Genomic DNA, 18,429 nt, shown 5'->3' with positions numbered 1-18,429 from the left:
TCAAGATGAGATTTCCCATTGCGCAAGCAAGTAAGATCCCTCAAAGACGATGAGGTAGATAGGTTCGGGGTGGACGCGTGGCGACACGTGCAGCTGACGAATACTAATCGATCGAGGACTTAACCAACTACGTGTTTCAGCGTTTCAACCGTCGTGTATCCAGTTTTGAGTGAACAAGCACTCTGAAAAAGAGTCCAGTGATGATGGCAAAGAGGCCACACCCGTTCCCATCCCGAACACGGAAGTTAAGCTCTTTTGCGCCGATGGTAGTTGGGGGTCTCCCCCTGTGAGAGTAGGACGTCGCTGGGCTATTTACTTTATATCTTCATTTACACCTTTTACCTTGCTTCCATAGCTCAGCAGGTAGAGTGCTTCCATGGTAAGGAAGAGGTCACCGGTTCGAGCCCGGTTGGAAGCTTTTGATTTCCTATAAGATTTCTTTTAAAACAGGTAGTGCATCATATTTTTTAATGGCCCCTTGGTCAAGCGGTTAAGACACCGCCCTTTCACGGCGGTAACACGGGTTCGAATCCCGTAGGGGTCACCATTATTTTTTATTTATGTGGAGGATTAGCTCAGCTGGGAGAGCATCTGCCTTACAAGCAGAGGGTCGGCGGTTCGATCCCGTCATCCTCCACCATGAATATCGGTGGGGTAGCGAAGTGGCTAAACGCGGCGGACTGTAAATCCGCTCCTTCGGGTTCGGCAGTTCGAATCTGCCCCCCACCACCAGTTTTATATACATGGCATTGGGGTATAGCCAAGCGGTAAGGCAACGGGTTTTGATCCCGTCATGCCCTGGTTCGAATCCAGGTACCCCAGCCATTTTTTATTATGAGCCATTAGCTCAGTTGGTAGAGCATCTGACTTTTAATCAGAGGGTCGAAGGTTCGAATCCTTCATGGCTCATCATTTTTAAATCCTTGCGCCTGTTCAGCGCGGGGCCTTAGCTCAGCTGGGAGAGCGCGACGCTGGCAGCGTCGAGGTCAGGGGTTCGAGCCCCCTAGGCTCCATTGTTCCATGTGTATTTGTACTATCCATGTGTGAAAAGCCCGTATCCATTCATTTGGATGCGGGCTTTTTTTAGTTGCCAATGTATTCGGATTGCGGACGGAAAATAACATTGTCTTGCTGCTGTTCAAGTGCATGGGCGGTCCAGCCGACGATGCGGGCGATGCTGAATGTCGGAGTGAAAAGTTCAGGCGGCATGTCGATTGAGCGCATAATTGCAGCAGCATAAAATTCGACGTTGGTGTAGAGTGCCCGTCCAGGTTTATGGGTATTGAGCAAACGGATAATTTCCGCTTCGGCTGCTACTGCTAAATCAAGCCACGGGTCTTTTCCTTGAAGCGCCAAGCATTTCTCGCGCAATATGATTGAGCGAGGATCTTCGGTTCGGTAAACTCGGTGGCCAAACCCCATAATTTTTTCTCCTTTTTCCAGTTTACTTACAATAACCTGACTGATGTTTTCGGGTTTTTCAATTTCATCAAGCAGATCGATTACACCAGACGGCGCGCCTCCATGAAGCGGTCCTTTCATCGTGCCTAAAGCGGATGTAATGGCTGATGGCAAGTCCGATTCGGTGGAAATGGTAACGCGTGCTGCAAACGTAGAGGCGTTCATGCCATGTTCCATGGTCAGTTTCAAATAAGTTTCCAATGCTTCTACTTGGGCAGGGGCCGGTTCAATTCCTTTTAACATCCATAGAAAATTAGCGGTGTGGCCCAATCCATTGCGTGGGCGGACAAGTTCCTCGCCATTTTGGAGCCGGTAAACCATAGCCGTCAAAACAGGAAGGGCAGCTGTAAAGGCAACTGCTTGTTCAGCTGGAGGCACTGCTTTAAAAGCATGATGCGTATAGGCTGAAACCAACGTACGCAAGCTGTCCATAATCGAAGTTCCCGGCGGCAAGAGGTTGGCAATTTCTATGATGTGAGGAGGAAGAAGGCGGTGCCGAATCAACTGGTTTTCCAATTCTTCTAACTCAGCAGATGAAGGAAAGCTCCCGTGCCAAAGATAATAAGCTGTCTCTTCGAAAGATTTTCCGTTAATTACTTCATCAACCAGTTTTCCGCGATAGCGCAGTTCTCCCTTTTCACCATCTACTGAGGCGATATGTGTCTGGACAGCCACTACGCCTTTTAAACCTTTTTGAAACATGTTTATTCCTCCTTTTTCTTTTATCATACCCGGAGTCTTCAATAACAAAAATTAAAGATATATAATTAAATCAATTCAATTTATTAATTGAAAAGAGGGATTGGATGGAAATTGCTTGGCTAAAGACTTTCATTGATGCAGCAGAGACTTTGAATTTCCGCAAGACCGCTGAACGCTTGCTGATGTCACAGCCGAATGTTACGGTTCATATCCGGCTTCTCGAAGAAAGTATAGGTGTTCTTTTATTTAAGCGCGACAAGAACCGGGTGATGTTAACAGAGGCGGGGAAGCGGTTTAAACAAGATGCTGAACAAATTTTGGCAAAGTTGAATGAAAGTGTTTCAGATCTTCTGGCGTTTGCCCAAGGTTATCGTAAAACATGGATATTGGCAATTTCCCCACTAATGGCGGAAACGATTTTACCCTATATTTTGAAATCATTCACCCGCGATCATCCGGATGTGGAACTCGTGATTCGTATCGAAGAGTCGGAACGGATAGAAGACCTGGTGGAGGCAGGAGAAGTATCTGCTGGAATTTCTGCATTGCCTCCGGTACGGCGCAATATTCTTCATAAAGTGGTTTATGATGATCCGATCTTGTTTATCTTGCCAAGAGATGCATACGATGATGAGACAGGACCAGCAGTTTCTGTAGAAGCTGCATTACGGAACTCTTTTCTTTTCACGCATCATCATCCGGTTTTTTGGGAAGAGCTCCTTGTGAAATTGCGTAATCGAATTCCAGGCATCCGGACGATGAAAGTGACGCAAGCCTATATTGCAAAACGTTTTATCCAAGAAGGGCTCGGCGTCTCCTTCTTGCCACGGTCGATGGTGCGCCGCGAGTTGATTGAAGGTCGGCTCATGGACGCACACTTCGACTTGTTTCCCTTACCTGTTGTTTCAACTTATTTATTGGCAAAAGAGATGGGCGAGCTAGAACAAGAGTTTTTAAAGCGAATACAGGCTGTGTATTTTAGCTGAAAGGGGAGAACGGATATGATATTGGAACAATGTAATGTACGGCTGCGGTTAATGGATAGAGAAGACTTCGCCTTGTTATGGGAACTTTATACGCCTGCGATATTTGAGCATATGCTGGTAAGGGTGGAAACATTTGATCAGTTAGCAGCTTGGCTTGAGTCAGGTCTTGATAAACCGGATGTACTCGCTTTTGTAGCGGAAAACGCGGGAACTTCTCAGGTGATCGGGACGACCCGGATTTATGCAATTGACGAAAAAAATAGAAGCTGTGAAATTGGGTCGACATTTTATGCGGAGTCGGTACAGCGTAGCCATGTGAATACAGCGGTGAAACTAGCCTTATTGACATATTGCTTCGAAGAAAAAGGGATGATTCGCGTCCAGTTTAAAACGGATGCTGAAAACTTTCGTTCGCAAAAAGCATTAGAACGGATAGGGGCTGTAAAGGAAGGGATCTTGCGCAATGAACGGATTCGCTCGACAGGCAAACCGAGAGATGCGGCTGTGTATTCAATTATTGATAAAGAATGGCAAGACATAAAAAAAGAGTTGATGGAAAAATTGCATAAATATGCGTAATCGTATCAAGTTGAGCCAAAGGCAGCTTTACTAGTACAATAAATTCATACTAGTAAGGGGGTATATATTAATGAATAACTTAAATATATCAATCATTGGCGTCCCGATGGACCACGGCCAAAATCGTCGAGGCGTCGACATGGGACCAAGTGCCATTCGTTATGCAGGAGTTGTAGAACGGATTGAAAGCTTGGGCCATAAAGTTACAGATGAAGGTGATATCTTAATCGGACCGGCAGATGGGACGGTTGAACAGGCTACTAACATGCGCAATCTGAAAGCGATTACAGATGCTAGCACGGCGCTTGGCGATAAAGTTTTTGAAGTGGCAGAAGCAGGGAACTTCCCGCTTGTTCTTGGAGGCGACCACAGTATTGCAATTGGAACGCTTTCCGGCATTTCAGAACGCCATGAGAACTTGGGCGTTATTTGGTATGACGCGCATGCGGATATGAACACGAGCGATACGTCGCCATCTGGCAATATCCATGGCATGCCGCTTGCTGCAAGTTTTGGCCTTGGCCATGAACAATTGACGCATATCCGCGGGTATGCGCCAAAAGTGAAGCCGGAAAATATCGTTATTATTGGGGCGCGTTCGGTCGATCCAGGCGAACGGAAACTGATTAAAGAACTTGGCATCCGAGTTTACAGCATGCACGAAATCGACAAAATGGGCATGAGCGCAGTAATTGAAGATACTCTCCGTTATTTGAAAGAAGAACGGAAAACTGATGCGGTCCATTTATCTCTTGATCTTGATGGCATTGATCCAATTTATACTCCAGGAGTCGGTACACCAGTTCCAGGCGGCATTAGCTACCGGGAAAGCCATTTGGCGATGGAAATGCTTCATGATGCAGGAATTATCACTTCTGCTGAATTTGTAGAAGTAAACCCGATTCTGGACGAGAAAAACCGCACAGCTGACGTAGCAGTTGCACTTATGGGTTCGTTGTTCGGAGAAAAATTACTTTAAAACAGGCGAAAGCCTGTTTTTTTTGTATAAAAATTTATTAAAATAAAAGAAACTAAGGAGGAAGATCCATGGAGATTAAAATTGACGATCTGTCTAGTAACGAAATAGCAGGGTTGCTGCATGAGCATTTACAGGATATGGCTGTGCATTCTCCTCCAGAAAGTATTCATGCGCTGGACCTGGAACGCTTGAGAAAACCGGAAATCACATTTTGGAGTGTTTGGGATGGAAGCGAGTTGGCCGGCTGCGGAGCGCTCAAAGAACTCAATATCCATCATGGAGAACTGAAATCGATGCGGACAAGCCCAATTTATCGAAGAAGAGGAGTAGCGAAGCTGTTGGTAGAACATATTCTCGAAGAAGCAAAGCGCCGGGGGTATAGGCGGGTAAGTTTAGAGACAGGGACAATGAAAGCATTTGAACCGGCGCGAAAGTTGTATGCAAGTTTTGGTTTCCGGTACTGTGAAGCTTTTTCAGATTATCTGGAAGATCCGAATAGCACTTTTATGACTAAAGAAATGTAGAGGTTTTTATGATTTTCTTCCTATTAATAAAAAACAGAACCGGACAATTCAGGTGTCCGGCTTTTTATTTGAGAAAATCTGTAAGATTTTAGATAGATTTAACTGGCCGATATTTGTTACGATAGAAGGAGAAAAAATTTTGAAACTTTTGATCAGGTAATCCGTATATAAATGACAGCCGCATACGGCGGAGGGAAATGAAATCATGGATGCGTTAGTGAATAAGAGAATAGCAAAAGTAATGAAGGGCGACCAGAACGCGTTTGCCGAAATTGTGGAACTTTACCAGCACCAGCTTTATCAGATCTGTTACCGTATGCTTGGCAACAAGCACGAGGCAGAGGATATTGCACAGGAAGCTTTTATGCGTGCTTATGTAAATATCCATACGTTCGACCAGAAGCGGAAGTTTTCCACGTGGCTTTACCGAATAGCTACGAATTTGTGCATCGACCGAATCCGCAAGAAAAAACCAGACTATCATTTGGATGCGGAAGTGCGCGGAGCGGAAGGCTTGGATATGTACTCGAAGATTGCCAATGACGATCAGCTTCCAGAAGAAGAGTTGATGCGGATGGAAGTGCAAGAACGAGTGCAATACGAGATTAGTCGCTTGCCAGATAAGTATCGTGCCGCTATTGTATTAAAGTACATCGAAGAATTGCCGCTCGCGGAAATCAGCGAAATTTTAGATTTGCCGCTAGGGACTGTAAAAACCCGTATACACCGCGGAAGGGAAGCTCTTCGAAAGCAATTGAGCAATTTGTAGGAGGCGAACACGATGAAAGCGTGTCCGGAGAATATCGTCCATGTTATGAACGATTACTTAGATGGAGATATCAGTTCAAAAGATGAAGCAACGCTGAAAGCACATTTGAAAAGCTGCAGCGATTGCCAGAAGCTTTACCATGAGTTAAGCAAAACGATTGCATTTGTCCAAAGTGCATCCCATATACAAGCGCCTTCAGATTTTGTCCAAAAGACGATGGCGCGGCTTCCGAAAGAGAAAAAGCAAGCCAACGTCCAGCGGTGGTTCAAGCAACATCCGCTGTTAACAGCAGTTGCCCTTTTTTGCATCATGACCAGCGCCATGCTGTTCTCTAATTTTAATAATGAGCAGCAGTTTTCCTTTACAAAGCAACCGAACTTAGTTGTCGAAGGGGAAACGGTTGTAGTGCCTGAAGGCGAGACGGTGACCGGTGATTTGACGGTCCGAAACGGCGATTTGCGGGTAGAAGGCGAATTGCACGGTGATGTGACTATCGTCAATGGGCAATATATGGCTTCAAGTGGTGTTATTACTGGTGAAATTGAAGAGATTGATAAAGCATTTGAATGGCTCTGGTATACGATAAAAAGCGGCATAAAAGAAGCTGCCTCGATTTTCGACAACAGCAGCGTCCAAACCGAATGAAAAAACTCGCCCTTTCTAAAAGGGCGAGTTTTTTCAATAAAGGCAAGCTGATTTTACTTATGCTATACTATTCTATATGCAGATGTAGAAAAGCGAGGGTTGCAGATGCCGTTTTTGGAAACTATAACAGACCAAACACCACTCGAACTGCTAGTAAATGTTGTTGATATTTTATTGGTATGGTTCGTAATTTATAAATTGATCACTGTCATAAAAGGCACAAAAGCCGTTCAATTGCTAAAAGGGATATTTGTCATCGTCATTGCGCGCCTTGTGACTGTAGCGCTGGATCTGGAAACGCTCGGCTGGATCATGCAGCAAGTACTGGAATGGGGTTTCTTGGCAATTATCATCATTTTTCAGCCAGAATTGCGGCGGGCACTTGAGCAGCTGGGACGCGGAAAATTATTCTCAAGCAGCACGCTTAATGAGGAGTCCGAACGCAACCGGCTAATTGAAGCGATGTCTAAATCCGTCAGTTATATGGCGAAACGCCGAATTGGAGCACTTGTTTCAATTGAGCGGGAAACCGGATTGAGTGAATACATTGAAACAGGCATTCCAATGAACTCGGACATTACGTCAGAGTTATTGATAAATTTGTTCATCCCCAATACACCACTTCATGACGGAGCCGTCATTGTCCAAAAAAACCGCATTGCAGCTGCAGCATGTTATTTGCCGCTCTCGGAAAGCCCTTTTATCTCAAAAGACCTCGGCACGCGCCATCGCGCGGCTCTTGGCATCAGTGAAGTGACTGATGCTATTACGGTTATTGTATCGGAGGAAACCGGAGCCATTAGTTTAACAGCAAATGGAGACTTGCATCGGAATTTATCACTTGAAGATTTCGAAGTGAAATTGCGGAGAATTTGGTTTGGAGAGAACCAGCAACAACCGGCAGCTTCTTCCTTATGGAAATGGAGGGGGAAAAAGAATGGATAAAATGATAGACAACCCGTGGTTTTTGCGGATTACGGCACTTTTGTTAGCATTTCTTTTGTTCTTTTCTGTAAAAGCGGATGACAATGCAGCCAATCCGGTTGAAACTACGACAATGACCGAAAAAATAGAAGATGTTGAACTGGAAGTCTACTATGACAATACAAATTTGATGGTCAGTGGAGTACCGGAAACAGTAGACGTAACAATTACAGGACCGGCAAGCATTGTACAAACCGCTCGCCAAATAAAGGATTTTACGCTTTTTGTCGATTTGCGTGAGCTGCCGATTGGAGAGCATCAAGTACCGGTACAGACAGAAAATCTTTCTGAACAACTCCGGGTAAGAGTCGACCCGAGTGTGGTGGATGTCTCAATCGAAGAGCGGGTCACTCAGGAATTTCGGATAGACCCAGAAATGAACGAACGTTTGCTAAAAGAAGGTTTTGTTTTAAAAAGCATGGAAGTAGATCCAAAAAACGTAATGGTGACAGGTCCGCAAAGCGTAATTGATGCAATCAGCTTTGTGAAGGCAACAGTAACCGGAGAGCAAGGGCTGGATAATTCCTTCACTGCAGAAGCCAACGTGCGCGTTTTAGCGAATGATTTGACAAAGTTGGAAAATGTTACAATTGAGCCCGGAGTTGTCGATGTAAATGTTAATATAGAAGAGTACAGTAAAGAAGTGCCGGTGACCATCAAACAGAATGGGAATCCGAAAGAAGGAATTGCTATTGATTCCTTAGAAAGTTCCAGCGACACTGTCCAAATTTATGGGCCGCAAACAGCTGTGGATCAAATTGAAGAATATGTAGTGGAAATCAACGCCGGCGTCATTAGCCAAACTGATACAGATGTAGAAATTGAATTAAAGCCACCGGCAGGAGCCAGCTCCGTTAAGCCGGGAAAAGTGACCATCAAAGCAGATGTCACGGTTGATGAAACCGCCGACTTGCCTGATGGTACTGATAATCCGGAAATAGCTGATGAATCATCACCATAAGAAAAATCGCTTCAGGAAGTATATTATTCTATAGAATGAGATTAAAGGAGAGAAAATAATGGGAAAATATTTTGGGACTGATGGTGTACGAGGTGTTGCGAACAGCGAATTGACACCTGAACTTGCTTTTAAATTAGGCCGCATTGGCGGATATATTTTAACAAAACACTCAAAAGATAAACCGAAAGTACTTATTGGCCGAGACACTCGGGTATCAGGTGAAATGCTTGAAGGTGCGCTGCTTGCGGGCTTGTTAAGTGTAGGGGCTGAAGTGATGCGCCTTGGCGTTATCAGTACACCAGGTGTCGCATACTTGACGCGTGTCATGAGCGCCGAGGCGGGAGTTATGATTTCGGCTTCCCATAATCCGGTAGAAGACAACGGCATCAAGTTTTTCGGTTCGGACGGCTTTAAGCTGTCGGATGATCAAGAAGCGGAAATTGAAGCATTGCTTGATAGTGCAGAAGACAATTTGCCTCGCCCAATTGGGGGAGATCTTGGCAGCGTCACTGATTATTTCGAAGGCGGCCAAAAATATATCCAGTACTTGAAGCAAACAGTGGACGAAGAATTCGAGGGCATCCATGTAGCGCTTGACTGTGCACACGGTGCGACATCTTCACTCGCGACGCATGTTTTTGCTGACCTGGACGCCGACCTTTCTTCAATGGGCGCTTCACCGAACGGTTTGAATATCAACGACAAAGTCGGTTCTACCCATCCTGAGAAATTGGCGGAGTTGGTTATCGCAAAAAATGCGGATATTGGGCTTGCGTTTGACGGAGATGGAGACCGCTTGATTGCAGTAGACGAAAAAGGACAAATTGTAGATGGCGATCAGATCATGTACATAATTGCAAAGCATTTGCATTCAGAAGGACGTCTTCAAAAAGATACAGTAGTTTCGACAGTCATGAGCAATATGGGCTTCTATAAAGCATTAGAAGCGCATGGCATTGCCAGCAACAAAACGGCTGTAGGCGACCGGTATGTTGTTGAAGAAATGAAGAAAAACGAATTCAATTTAGGCGGAGAACAATCCGGACATATTATTTTCCTGGATTACAACACAACAGGGGATGGCTTACTGACGGGTCTACAGCTTGTCAATATCATGAAAGTTACCGGCAAGAAATTATCAGAGCTGGCAGCTGAGATGACCATTTTTCCGCAAAAACTTGTCAATATTCGCGTAACCGACAAGCATGCCGTTACGGACAATGAAAAAGTAGCAGGTGTGATTGAAAATGTGGAACGCGAAATGAACGGCAACGGCCGTGTACTTGTACGCCCTTCCGGAACAGAACCTTTGGTGCGCGTGATGGTAGAAGCGGCTTCTGCGGAAGACTGCGAGAACTATGTCGAGCAAATTGCAGAAGTGGTCCGGGCAGAAATGGGAACAAATTAATCGAAATAGACAGGCTGGAAGCTTTTGCTTCCAGCCTTCTTTTTATCAACAAGGTATAATGAACTAATGCAAAGATAAATATTAAGATAATATACCTAAATAATTATTTGATTCTATTGACGAAATTGTATTAAAAAGGTATGATGGCATTACCTGTTTAAGGTCGCTAAAAAAGGGGGATAGGAATGCGTACGAGGAAAACAGTTGAAGCGCCAGTACTGGGGAAATCGGATGGACAAATCAGTCCCTAGTAGACGAGGAGGAGGAGTATCGAGATTTCGGCGGATACCTCCCGGCCGTGAAGCCCGGTCGTTATATCTATCTTTAAAACAGTTGAGCGATCAACTGGACAAACGGATGGATGGGCTCGCTCGAAGTGTTTGCGCATCTTCGCAAACGCTCATTTGGATTGGACTTATAGAAAACGGAGGAATTAAATTATGTGTGGAATTGTCGGGTACATTGGAGAAAATGATTCAAAAGAGATCTTGTTGAAAGGTCTTGAAAAATTAGAATACCGCGGGTATGACTCAGCGGGTATTGCTGTCCGGAACGGCAGCGGAATTACTGTTTTTAAAGAAAAAGGGCGCATTGCAGACTTGCGCGCTATCGTTGAAGAGGACGTATTCGGAACAACTGGCATCGGCCATACACGCTGGGCGACGCACGGTAAACCAAATCGCGTCAATGCCCACCCTCACCAAAACGGAAACGAGCGTTTCACATTGGTTCATAACGGCGTTATCGAAAACTATCATCACATTCAGCGCGACTATTTAGCTGACGTGCCGATGGAATCTGACACAGATACAGAAATCATCGTACAATTGATCGGCAAATTTGTTGAAGAAGGCATGACAACAGAAGAAGCGTTCAGCAAAACACTTGGTTTGCTTAAAGGTTCTTACGCAATTGCCTTGTTAGATGCAGAAGAAGAAGAAACAATTTTCGTCGCGAAAAACAAAAGCCCGCTTTTAGTTGGCCTTGGTGAAGGATTTAACGTTGTTGCATCTGATGCTATGGCAATGCTGCAAGTAACAGATAAATTCCTTGAATTGATGGATAAAGAAATCGTCATCGTCCGCAAAGAAGGCGTTGAAATCTTGACTTTAGAAGGCGAAAGCATTAACCGCCAGCCATTCACCGCTGAAATTGATATGAGCGATATCGAAAAAGGCACGTATCCGCACTATATGCTGAAAGAGATTGACGAGCAGCCAGCAGTTATGCGCAAAATTATCCAAGCTTACCAAGATGAAAACGATAAATTGGTTATCCAGCCAGAAATTTTGGATGCTTTGCAAGAAGCGGACCGCATTCACATTATCGCGGCAGGCACGAGCTACCATGCTGGATTGATCGGCAAAGAATACTTGGAGAAAATGGCTGGTATCCCGGTAGAAGTGCACGTTTCGAGCGAATTCGGTTACAACATGCCGCTTCTGTCTGAAAAGCCGTTGTTCATCTTCATTTCGCAGTCAGGCGAAACAGCAGACAGCCGCCAAGTATTGGTGAAAATCAAAGAACTTGGCCACACATCACTTACAATAACAAACGTAGCCGGTTCTACGCTTTCGCGTGAAGCAGATCACACATTATTGCTTTATGCAGGACCGGAGATTGCAGTAGCTTCTACAAAAGCGTACACAGCGCAACTCGCAGTATTGTCTATTTTGGCTGCTGTAACAGCAGAAGCGCGCGGAATCGACCTTGGCTTCAACCTTGTGCAGGAACTGGGAATCGTGGCGAACGCAATCCAAGCACAGATTGATGCGAAAGAAGAGATGGAACAAATCGCAAGCGAATTCCTTTCAACAACACGCAACTGCTTCTTTATCGGCCGCGTGATGGATTACTTCGTAGGCCTAGAAGGCGCATTGAAGTTGAAAGAGATTTCTTATATTCAGGCAGAAGGTTTTGCCGGTGGCGAGCTGAAGCATGGAACAATCGCTTTGATCGAAGAAGGCACACCGGTTATCGCTCTTGCAACGCAAGAAGCGGTGAACTTGAACATCCGTGGAAACGTCAAAGAAGTGGCAGCGCGCGGCGCAAACCCGTGCATCATTTCGATGGAAGGCCTGCAAGAAGCTGGCGACAGCTTAGTGCTTCCAAAAGTCCATGAATTGCTGTCACCGCTTGTAGCCGTTGTTCCGTTGCAGCTGATCAGCTATTTTGCAGCGCTTCACCGCGATTGCGATGTGGACAAACCACGCAACTTGGCTAAATCAGTTACGGTTGAATAATTCTCAAAACATACGATAAGAGAGTTAACGCACATTAAAGTGCGTTAACTCTTTTTTTTTCTATTAATCCAGCAACCGTGTGTTCAAATAGAGGGTTTTCAGTTTTTGTAAAGAAAGAGTAGTTAGCCAGTTGGAGAAATATTGATATTATAGTCTCAAGTTTATGATATGAGTGAATGTAAATACCAGTGACTGCTATTATAAGCATGGATTTGCATAGGAAGAATCAGTAGGAGCAAACCTAATAAAGGGAGGAAGCTGACATGGCAAAGATTGATGAGAAGGAACTGGCCCAAGAACAACGTGAAGAGTTACTTAGTACGTTGAAAACCCGTTTTGAGAAAAATATGGCTCGCCATCAAGAGTTTATATGGGACAACATCCAAGCGAAGCTGGAAGTTAACACAGATAAATTGTGGTCCCTCTATGAAATGGAAAGAACAGGGGGCGAACCGGATGTCGTTGATTATGATAAAAAACAGGATGAATACATTTTCTATGATTGTTCTGCAGAAAGTCCTAAAGGGCGCAGAAGTGTTTGTTACGACCGGGAAGCGCTGGAGTCCCGGAAAAAGCACCAACCTGAAAACAATGCTATCGATATGGCAGAAGAGATGGGCATTGAGTTGCTGACGGAAAATCAATATCGAGCGTTGCAAGAACTTGGGAAGTTCGATTTGAAAACGTCGAGCTGGGTGCAAACTCCTGCCGATGTTAGAGAACGTGGCGGCGCTCTTTTCTGTGATTGCCGTTACGGGCGAGTCTTTTTATATCATAACGGCGCAGATTCTTACTATGCTGCCAGAGGATTCCGCTGTTCGCTTAGAGTTTGAATGTGGTATTGGTTCTTTTGTGTTCTTGAATCTAACTATCTAATATCTGCGGAGATATAATGTCTTTTAAGTTTGTGATGTGCTATTAGCCAGAGTTGAACCTATTTTCAGGTTCAACTTTTTTACATGGTTAAAAGAGGTCTTTTGCCGGTAATCGCTTGTATAACTTTTAGATTTAAAAGAACTAACTATTCAAAATGGTTAGGTATAAAGACTGTTTTTATGTATAATATGTTTATGGGAAAAATTGCAGGGTTCAATCGACAAGACACGAAGCAATCTGTTGCTGTAAAACGTGGAGGGGATAAAATGACGGATAAGGAAATTATGGACTATCTATCTTCTTTTACACCTGAGAGTTTGCTCATAGAGAAAAATAATGGCTTTGCGATAAGAGACATAGATTTAAAGCTGATTAAGGAATTGAGAGAGAAAGATCTGACGGATGAAATCATTAAAATCATTCTTTATTATGTGCTGCAGCGAGCTTGTGGGCTTCGGTTTGACATAGTTCGGAACATGGCTGAAAAGTGTGTGCAGCGAAAAATATGCACACGGCAAGAAGCCTTCTACTTAACGGTGGAAGAAGACTTTCATTGGAGAAGCAAAAGGGAAAAAGCAAAAGTTTGCAGGTGTTAGAGAACGATGCTTAAAGAAAATAATGAAACGGCAAAAGGTTGGATTCTATAAAAGTCCAGCCTTTTGCCGTTCACTAAGATTTCTATTTTTTTGTTCGATTTCTAACGGTATGTTCTAAAGAAAAAATGGGTAAGGGTATAGTAAGTTGACAAGAAATCTATTGTTTATTCAATCGTCCCATTAAAACGGTATTGTAGTAATTGCCGTCGGAAAGAAGTTTGTCATTCTGCAGAATGCCTTCGGTTTGAAAACCTAATTTTTTGTAGAGGTTTATAGCGGATTTATTGGTTTCGAGAGCGGCTAAAGCCATCTTTTTGATACCGTTTGCATCAGCCCAAGCGATTGACGCCATCAAAAGATTTTTGCCGATGCCACAACCCCAAAATTCTTGCAGGACGCAAACGCCGAATTCAACTTTATGAGCGAGTCGTTTTAGCGGATTTCCTTCACATCTGGAAAATCCTACAATGCTGTCATCAACTACGGCAACTAAAAAGAGATTATTGCTCTTTTTAGTATCTTCTCGGATCAATCGTTCAAAACCAGATCCATCGATGAACGCTTCGCCCGGTTCCCTGTCAAGATTTTCAGTTTCCCCGTCAATCCGCAAGCGGAGGACAGATAGAATTTGCGCATCTTTAGGAGCTGCTGACCTGATAGTATAAGCTGTCCCATTAATGTTGAAATGTTGTTCGTTGATTTTCATTTTAAGTGCCCCTTGTCATTTGTTCTTTTAAAAGAATTATACGTTGAAAAACAATTTAGTTTCTATGGCATTAAGTAATTCTTTTATCCAATAATCTGAAAGAAGGTGGAGGCTGATGAATGTTACTTCCAGCGTTATGATTTCCATGGCGCGGCGTTTTGAGGTGCGGCCGGAACGGGTTTTTGAAGCATGGGTTAAGCCAGAGTTGATGAAAAAGTGGCTGTTTACATCAGAAGCGACCAACAAAGCCGTGAACAATGAACTGCGGGTAGGCGGCAAATGGGAAATTGTCGACCAGCGTGAAGGAGTCGAGTACCGGGCTGCCGGTGAGTACCAAGAAGTGCGGGAGCCGCATAAATTGGTCTTCACATTTGAAATGCCCCAATTCAGCGAAGCTACAGATATTATCAGAGTTACGATTTCCGAGGTGAGGGACGCGGCTGAGATGCTATTTACCCAAGAAATTGTAGTCCCGCATGAAGAAGGTTGGAACGATGAAGACGTGAACAAAGCGTTAGAGGAATACGGTGCTCAAACAGAAAAAGGGTGGGCGTTAATGTTTGATAGATTGAAACAGTTGGTTGAAAAGCATAATTAGGTGGTTTGGTTAGGCTGGCTCTTTTGAAGAGCCAGCCTTTTTTATTATCTTGTTGTAAAGTAGTTAAAATATTTGTGTAATTTTTGGTAGAATAAAAGTAAAGTTCTGGAAGGAAAGCAGAAGAGGAGAAGGGTATATGGAAGCGATAGGGGGAGTGCTGGCTATTCTGGCTATGGGGATAGCAGGCGCTTATGCCTGGAGTAAAAATAAATCATGGAAACAAAAAAACGTCATTTGGGGATTGGCCGCTATGCTTATTATTGCACCTTTTCTGTCTTGGCTGATAGGCGTCCAATACGGCATTCTGGTGGGCGACGGATTTGCAGGCGGCGGTCTTATGGTCATCTTGTTCGTTATAATTTTTGTCTTCGGCCTGATTGCTGTGCTGGTCGGAATTTTCGGCAACGAAGAAAAGCACCGTGCGAAATTCAAGTAAATCGCGACAAAGGAGAAAAGTGATGAACCAAACCAACAATAATGGCTTTGAATTTCTGGAGTTTATTCGGATAAATGAAGGCGAAATGTACAAATATAAGCCGCTAGCTGGTTCTTTTGCAGTTGTGGTATGCGAAGGGAAATACTTGATCTGCTTCAACAAGTGGCGCAGCCAATGGGAACTTCCTGCCGGGCGAAGAGAGGGAGAGGAGACTCCGAAAGAATGTGCGATGCGCGAGCTTTATGAAGAAACAGGACAGATGGTGTCAAATTTAGTGTTTAAAGGATTGCTTAAGGCTAAGAATCAGCACAGTGGAAAGGTGAAATACAACCCGGTTTACTCGACTGCCATTGATCGTTTGCAGCCGTTCCGTGAAAATGAGGAGACCACCGAAATTAGGCTATGGGATTTAAGGGAAGATATCGGTTGTTTCGACGAAGTGGATATGCGGATTTTTGATTATATTTGAGTTATGAGGAGGACTTGCGAGTGGATACTGTTACATTTCGATTAGCAACAGAACAAGATTTGGACCGGATTGTGGAAATGCTTGCAGACGATTCACTAGGAAGCACAAGAGAACGGTACGAACAACCGCTTCCGGAAAGTTATTTGAATGCTTTTCAGGCAATTGCCGCTGATGCGAATAATGAGCTCGTAGTAGCTTGCCTTGGGAAAGATGTGGTTGGTGTGCAGCAAATTACGTTTACCCCTTACATCACGCATCAAGGCGGATGGCGAGCGACAATTGAAGGGGTTAGGACTTCTTCTTCAGAACGCGGAAAAGGAATCGGAACGGCGCTTATTCGCTGGGCGATTCGGCGCGCAAAAGAACGCGGCTGCCATTTAGTACAGCTGACAACCGACAAGCAGCGGGAAGACGCACATCGTTTTTATGAACAGCTTGGCTTCACTGCAACGCATGAAGGAATGAAAATGAAGCTTTAAAAAAGGCGATGGAAATAAAGTTGGAAAAGGGTGGGCCTATGGCCAAAGAAGCTGGACTGTATGGCGAATTTCTAACAATCTGCAAACTTTTGAATTGCCAATTAGGCATTGTGCCTGTGCTGTATGGATCTTTAGGGCTCACTAAAGCGGCGAAAATCGATTTTTCTCCGCAAGATATTGATGTTCTCGTGCCTGTGGTTTTTCTGCAAGAAAAATGGGAAATATTGAAGGCATTCATGGAGCAACAGGATTATTCATTGATCGATTTGACTGAGCACGAATTCCAAAAAGCAGACGTTAAACTGGGTTTTTCTTTTACCGAGGATCTAAAAGACTTTGCGGGAGTTGATGATAAGAAACTGGAGGCAGTTGTAGAGGAGGGCGCCTATTACTATCAGCTTTCTCCTGGGGCTTACCTAAAAGTCTACCGGCACTCTTCACGAGATGGTTATAGGCGAACAAAGAACAACGACAAAGACTTGGAGAAGCTCGAAGTTTTAAAAGTGCTGATTGGTTCCCCATTACGAGAAAGTTGGCTTAAAGCGCTGTAAATAACAGGTTGGTATTGGCCGCAAGCAAAAACTGGAGAATCAGTTGATTTTACATAAAAGGGGTGCCGAAATGGAGAAATGGCTGGGTGCTGCAGGCATTTGCCTGAACGACAAGAATGAGTTGTTGATGGTGTTAGAAGGCAGATTAGAAGGAGCTGGAAAATGGTCAGTCCCAACCGGAGGGCTTGCGGATAAGGAGACTTTTGAAGAATGTGCAGTAAGAGAAGTCCGAGAAGAAACAGGCTATAAAGTAGAGGTCGTCGAGAAGCTGAAAGTAAAAAGCGGCGTTTATGAAGACATTCAAATCGCTTATGAAGTTCATTATTTTTCAATGAAAATCATAGGCGGGAAGGCGCAAATTCAAGATCCGGACAGACTGATCATGGATATTGCTTGGAAGGCGCAAGCTGAAATAAGAAGTCTGGACCTGAATTATCCGGAAGACCGGGAATACTTGCTGGCGCGCTTTTGAAAAACATTGCGGCACCCTGTCAGTTTTCCCATCTACCTACACAAAGGAGGGAATGGCCATGAAGAAAAGCTTAGCGGGGGTAGGGACTGTATTGATGCTATTCGTCTTGGCTGCTTGCTCAGAAGTCCCCTTTACATTAAATGGTTCTGAAGCATCTTGGGCTTATTCGTTTGTGAAGTATGACGGTATTAGCTATGAACTGACGGATGAGGAAGCAGCGGAAGAAGAGGTCGGCGAGCTGCTTGGCGAAGTGAAGCGGAATGTTGTGGATATGGATACAGTGGTGAATTATGTTGAAACAGATTTCGATTCGAATGAGCTGAATCCCGGAGCGAAATTATTCGCTATGAAAGAAAGCGGCGATGATGAAATTATTTACGAACGATACGGCAAATATTTTATTGCCAGAAACACAATGATGGAAGAATAAGAACAAGGGATTTGGATGTTTTCGGTGTTTCAGAAGAAATGCACCTTCTGCAAAAAGGAAACTGCCGAACTCCATAAGCATTTCTTCGTTAACCAGCAAAACTAATCTGCGGTTTCTCCGGCTGTGCGGTCTATGCCTAATAAATTCATATAAAGGTGGACAAGAAATGGTAATCCAAGTTTGTTTGAACGGCGGCCGGACTAAACAAGAACACCCGCAAACACCTATTACGCCCGATGAAATTATAAAAGATATCCATCTGTTAAAAATTTAGGAGTTGAACATTTTCACATTCACTTAAGGGATAGCGATGGGAAGGAAACGTTCGATAACGAGGTGCTTAAACTGCAAATGCAGCTTTTGAGAAACGCTATCCAGATATAAAAATCGGCTTAAGTTCAAATTTGTTTGATGGCATGCACCCGGAAATCCGGCTTCAAGCAATGAAGCACTTTATAGTGAGCTAATGAAAATCCAAGGTCTTTAATGGTTCTGATGCTCTCTCGCTGTTGAAGGAACAGATGTTTTTATCCGCCATTTCAAGGGAAGGTTAAAGACAATGACTTTTAATAAAG

The 18,429-nt window shown here is 44.1% G+C and carries 21 protein-coding genes, 7 tRNA genes and 2 rRNA genes; 28 read left to right on the top strand and 2 right to left on the bottom strand.

Annotated elements, in window-relative coordinates; all coding sequences use genetic code 11:
- The 9 genes from FQV28_RS14020 to FQV28_RS13980 form a co-directional block, all read left to right on the top strand.
- Nucleotides 1-127: ribosomal RNA gene (locus FQV28_RS14020) — 23S ribosomal RNA — on the top strand; the annotation flags it as partial.
- A 66-nt stretch (nt 128-193) separates the two neighbouring features.
- A 5S ribosomal RNA gene (gene rrf, locus FQV28_RS14015) occupies nt 194-309 on the top strand.
- A gap of 36 nt (nt 310-345) precedes the next feature.
- Nucleotides 346-418 (top strand) — tRNA-Thr (locus tag FQV28_RS14010).
- Nucleotides 419-472: 54 nt separating this feature from the next.
- A tRNA-Glu gene (locus FQV28_RS14005) sits at nt 473-547 on the top strand.
- A 17-nt stretch (nt 548-564) separates the two neighbouring features.
- A tRNA-Val gene (locus FQV28_RS14000) sits at nt 565-640 on the top strand.
- An 8-nt stretch (nt 641-648) separates the two neighbouring features.
- Nucleotides 649-732: transfer RNA gene (locus FQV28_RS13995), tRNA-Tyr, on the top strand.
- A gap of 18 nt (nt 733-750) precedes the next feature.
- Nucleotides 751-825, top strand: a tRNA-Gln gene (locus FQV28_RS13990).
- Nucleotides 826-836: 11 nt separating this feature from the next.
- Nucleotides 837-909: transfer RNA gene (locus FQV28_RS13985), tRNA-Lys, on the top strand.
- Nucleotides 910-940: 31 nt separating this feature from the next.
- A tRNA-Ala gene (locus FQV28_RS13980) sits at nt 941-1,013 on the top strand.
- Between the two features lie 70 nt (nt 1,014-1,083).
- On the opposite strand, the gene FQV28_RS13975 is transcribed toward FQV28_RS13980, so the two are convergent.
- Nucleotides 1,084-2,163 carry a citrate synthase/methylcitrate synthase gene (locus FQV28_RS13975; protein WP_146497110.1) on the bottom strand — a complete coding sequence of 360 codons (1,080 nt, stop codon included), beginning with the start codon at nt 2,161-2,163 and terminating at the stop codon, nt 1,084-1,086.
- Between the two features lie 104 nt (nt 2,164-2,267).
- Between FQV28_RS13975 and FQV28_RS13970 the strand changes: the two genes are divergently transcribed.
- The 12 genes from FQV28_RS13970 (at nt 2,268) to FQV28_RS13915 (ending at nt 13,713) form a co-directional block, all read left to right on the top strand.
- The gene (locus FQV28_RS13970; RefSeq protein ID WP_146497109.1) at nt 2,268-3,149 is read left to right on the top strand and encodes a LysR family transcriptional regulator; all 882 of its coding nucleotides are present in this window, start codon (nt 2,268-2,270) and stop codon (nt 3,147-3,149) included.
- A gap of 15 nt (nt 3,150-3,164) precedes the next feature.
- Entirely contained in the window at nt 3,165-3,728 is a 564-nt protein-coding gene (locus tag FQV28_RS13965) for a GNAT family N-acetyltransferase (RefSeq protein ID WP_146497108.1), read from the top strand.
- A gap of 70 nt (nt 3,729-3,798) precedes the next feature.
- On the top strand, nt 3,799-4,707 hold the full coding sequence (rocF, locus tag FQV28_RS13960) for an arginase (RefSeq protein WP_146497107.1): 909 nt from the start codon (nt 3,799-3,801) through the stop codon (nt 4,705-4,707).
- Nucleotides 4,708-4,775: 68 nt separating this feature from the next.
- Entirely contained in the window at nt 4,776-5,231 is a 456-nt protein-coding gene (locus FQV28_RS13955; RefSeq protein ID WP_146497106.1) for a GNAT family N-acetyltransferase, read from the top strand.
- A gap of 205 nt (nt 5,232-5,436) precedes the next feature.
- The gene (gene sigW / locus FQV28_RS13950) at nt 5,437-6,000 is read left to right on the top strand and encodes an RNA polymerase sigma factor SigW (RefSeq protein WP_146497105.1); all 564 of its coding nucleotides are present in this window, start codon (nt 5,437-5,439) and stop codon (nt 5,998-6,000) included.
- 12 nt (nt 6,001-6,012) lie between these two features.
- Complete coding sequence (locus FQV28_RS13945; protein ID WP_146497104.1) at nt 6,013-6,645, top strand: zf-HC2 domain-containing protein; 633 nt, start codon at nt 6,013-6,015, stop codon at nt 6,643-6,645.
- Between the two features lie 105 nt (nt 6,646-6,750).
- A complete protein-coding gene (gene cdaA, locus FQV28_RS13940) occupies nt 6,751-7,590 on the top strand; it encodes a diadenylate cyclase CdaA (RefSeq protein ID WP_146497103.1) in 840 nt (279 codons plus the stop codon).
- Nucleotides 7,583-8,590, top strand: coding sequence for a CdaR family protein (locus FQV28_RS13935; protein ID WP_146497102.1), 1,008 nt, complete (start codon nt 7,583-7,585; stop codon nt 8,588-8,590). Before cdaA ends, FQV28_RS13935 begins: the two co-directional genes overlap by 8 nt.
- Nucleotides 8,591-8,648: 58 nt before the next feature.
- Nucleotides 8,649-9,998, top strand: a complete 1,350-nt coding sequence (gene glmM / locus FQV28_RS13930; RefSeq protein ID WP_146497101.1) for a phosphoglucosamine mutase — start codon at nt 8,649-8,651, stop codon at nt 9,996-9,998.
- Nucleotides 9,999-10,438: 440 nt separating this feature from the next.
- Nucleotides 10,439-12,241 carry a glutamine--fructose-6-phosphate transaminase (isomerizing) gene (gene glmS / locus FQV28_RS13925; RefSeq protein ID WP_146497100.1) on the top strand — a complete coding sequence of 601 codons (1,803 nt, stop codon included), beginning with the start codon at nt 10,439-10,441 and terminating at the stop codon, nt 12,239-12,241.
- A 263-nt stretch (nt 12,242-12,504) separates the two neighbouring features.
- The gene (locus FQV28_RS13920; protein WP_146497099.1) at nt 12,505-13,074 is read left to right on the top strand and encodes a DUF4256 domain-containing protein; all 570 of its coding nucleotides are present in this window, start codon (nt 12,505-12,507) and stop codon (nt 13,072-13,074) included.
- A gap of 144 nt (nt 13,075-13,218) precedes the next feature.
- Nucleotides 13,219-13,713, top strand: coding sequence for a hypothetical protein (locus tag FQV28_RS13915; protein WP_146497098.1), 495 nt, complete (start codon nt 13,219-13,221; stop codon nt 13,711-13,713).
- Nucleotides 13,714-13,870: 157 nt separating this feature from the next.
- Here FQV28_RS13915 and FQV28_RS13910 read toward each other — a convergent pair whose 3' ends face one another.
- On the bottom strand, nt 13,871-14,419 hold the full coding sequence (locus FQV28_RS13910) for a GNAT family N-acetyltransferase (protein ID WP_146497097.1): 549 nt from the start codon (nt 14,417-14,419) through the stop codon (nt 13,871-13,873).
- Between the two features lie 115 nt (nt 14,420-14,534).
- Between FQV28_RS13910 and FQV28_RS13905 the strand changes: the two genes are divergently transcribed.
- The 7 genes from FQV28_RS13905 (at nt 14,535) to FQV28_RS13875 (ending at nt 17,854) form a co-directional block, all read left to right on the top strand.
- Nucleotides 14,535-15,017: an SRPBCC family protein gene (locus FQV28_RS13905; protein ID WP_146497096.1), complete on the top strand. Its 483-nt coding sequence runs from the start codon at nt 14,535-14,537 to the stop codon at nt 15,015-15,017.
- Between the two features lie 136 nt (nt 15,018-15,153).
- Nucleotides 15,154-15,453 (top strand): hypothetical protein, encoded by a 300-nt coding sequence (locus FQV28_RS13900; RefSeq protein ID WP_146497095.1) that lies wholly within the window; start codon nt 15,154-15,156, stop codon nt 15,451-15,453.
- A gap of 22 nt (nt 15,454-15,475) precedes the next feature.
- On the top strand, nt 15,476-15,922 hold the full coding sequence (locus tag FQV28_RS13895) for an NUDIX domain-containing protein (RefSeq protein WP_146497094.1): 447 nt from the start codon (nt 15,476-15,478) through the stop codon (nt 15,920-15,922).
- Between the two features lie 77 nt (nt 15,923-15,999).
- Complete coding sequence (locus FQV28_RS13890) at nt 16,000-16,401, top strand: GNAT family N-acetyltransferase (protein WP_146497126.1); 402 nt, start codon at nt 16,000-16,002, stop codon at nt 16,399-16,401.
- A 38-nt stretch (nt 16,402-16,439) separates the two neighbouring features.
- Entirely contained in the window at nt 16,440-16,952 is a 513-nt protein-coding gene (locus tag FQV28_RS13885) for a hypothetical protein (protein WP_146497093.1), read from the top strand.
- 70 nt (nt 16,953-17,022) lie between these two features.
- A complete protein-coding gene (locus tag FQV28_RS13880; RefSeq protein ID WP_146497092.1) occupies nt 17,023-17,424 on the top strand; it encodes an NUDIX hydrolase in 402 nt (133 codons plus the stop codon).
- 58 nt (nt 17,425-17,482) lie between these two features.
- Entirely contained in the window at nt 17,483-17,854 is a 372-nt protein-coding gene (locus FQV28_RS13875; RefSeq protein ID WP_146497091.1) for a hypothetical protein, read from the top strand.
- Nucleotides 17,855-18,429 lie beyond the last annotated feature (575 nt).

It is taken from the genome of Planomicrobium sp. CPCC 101079 (assembly GCF_007859275.1).
Classification (GTDB): Bacteria; Bacillota; Bacilli; order Bacillales_A; family Planococcaceae; genus Planococcus.
This window is presented reverse-complemented; position numbering and strand designations above follow the sequence as displayed.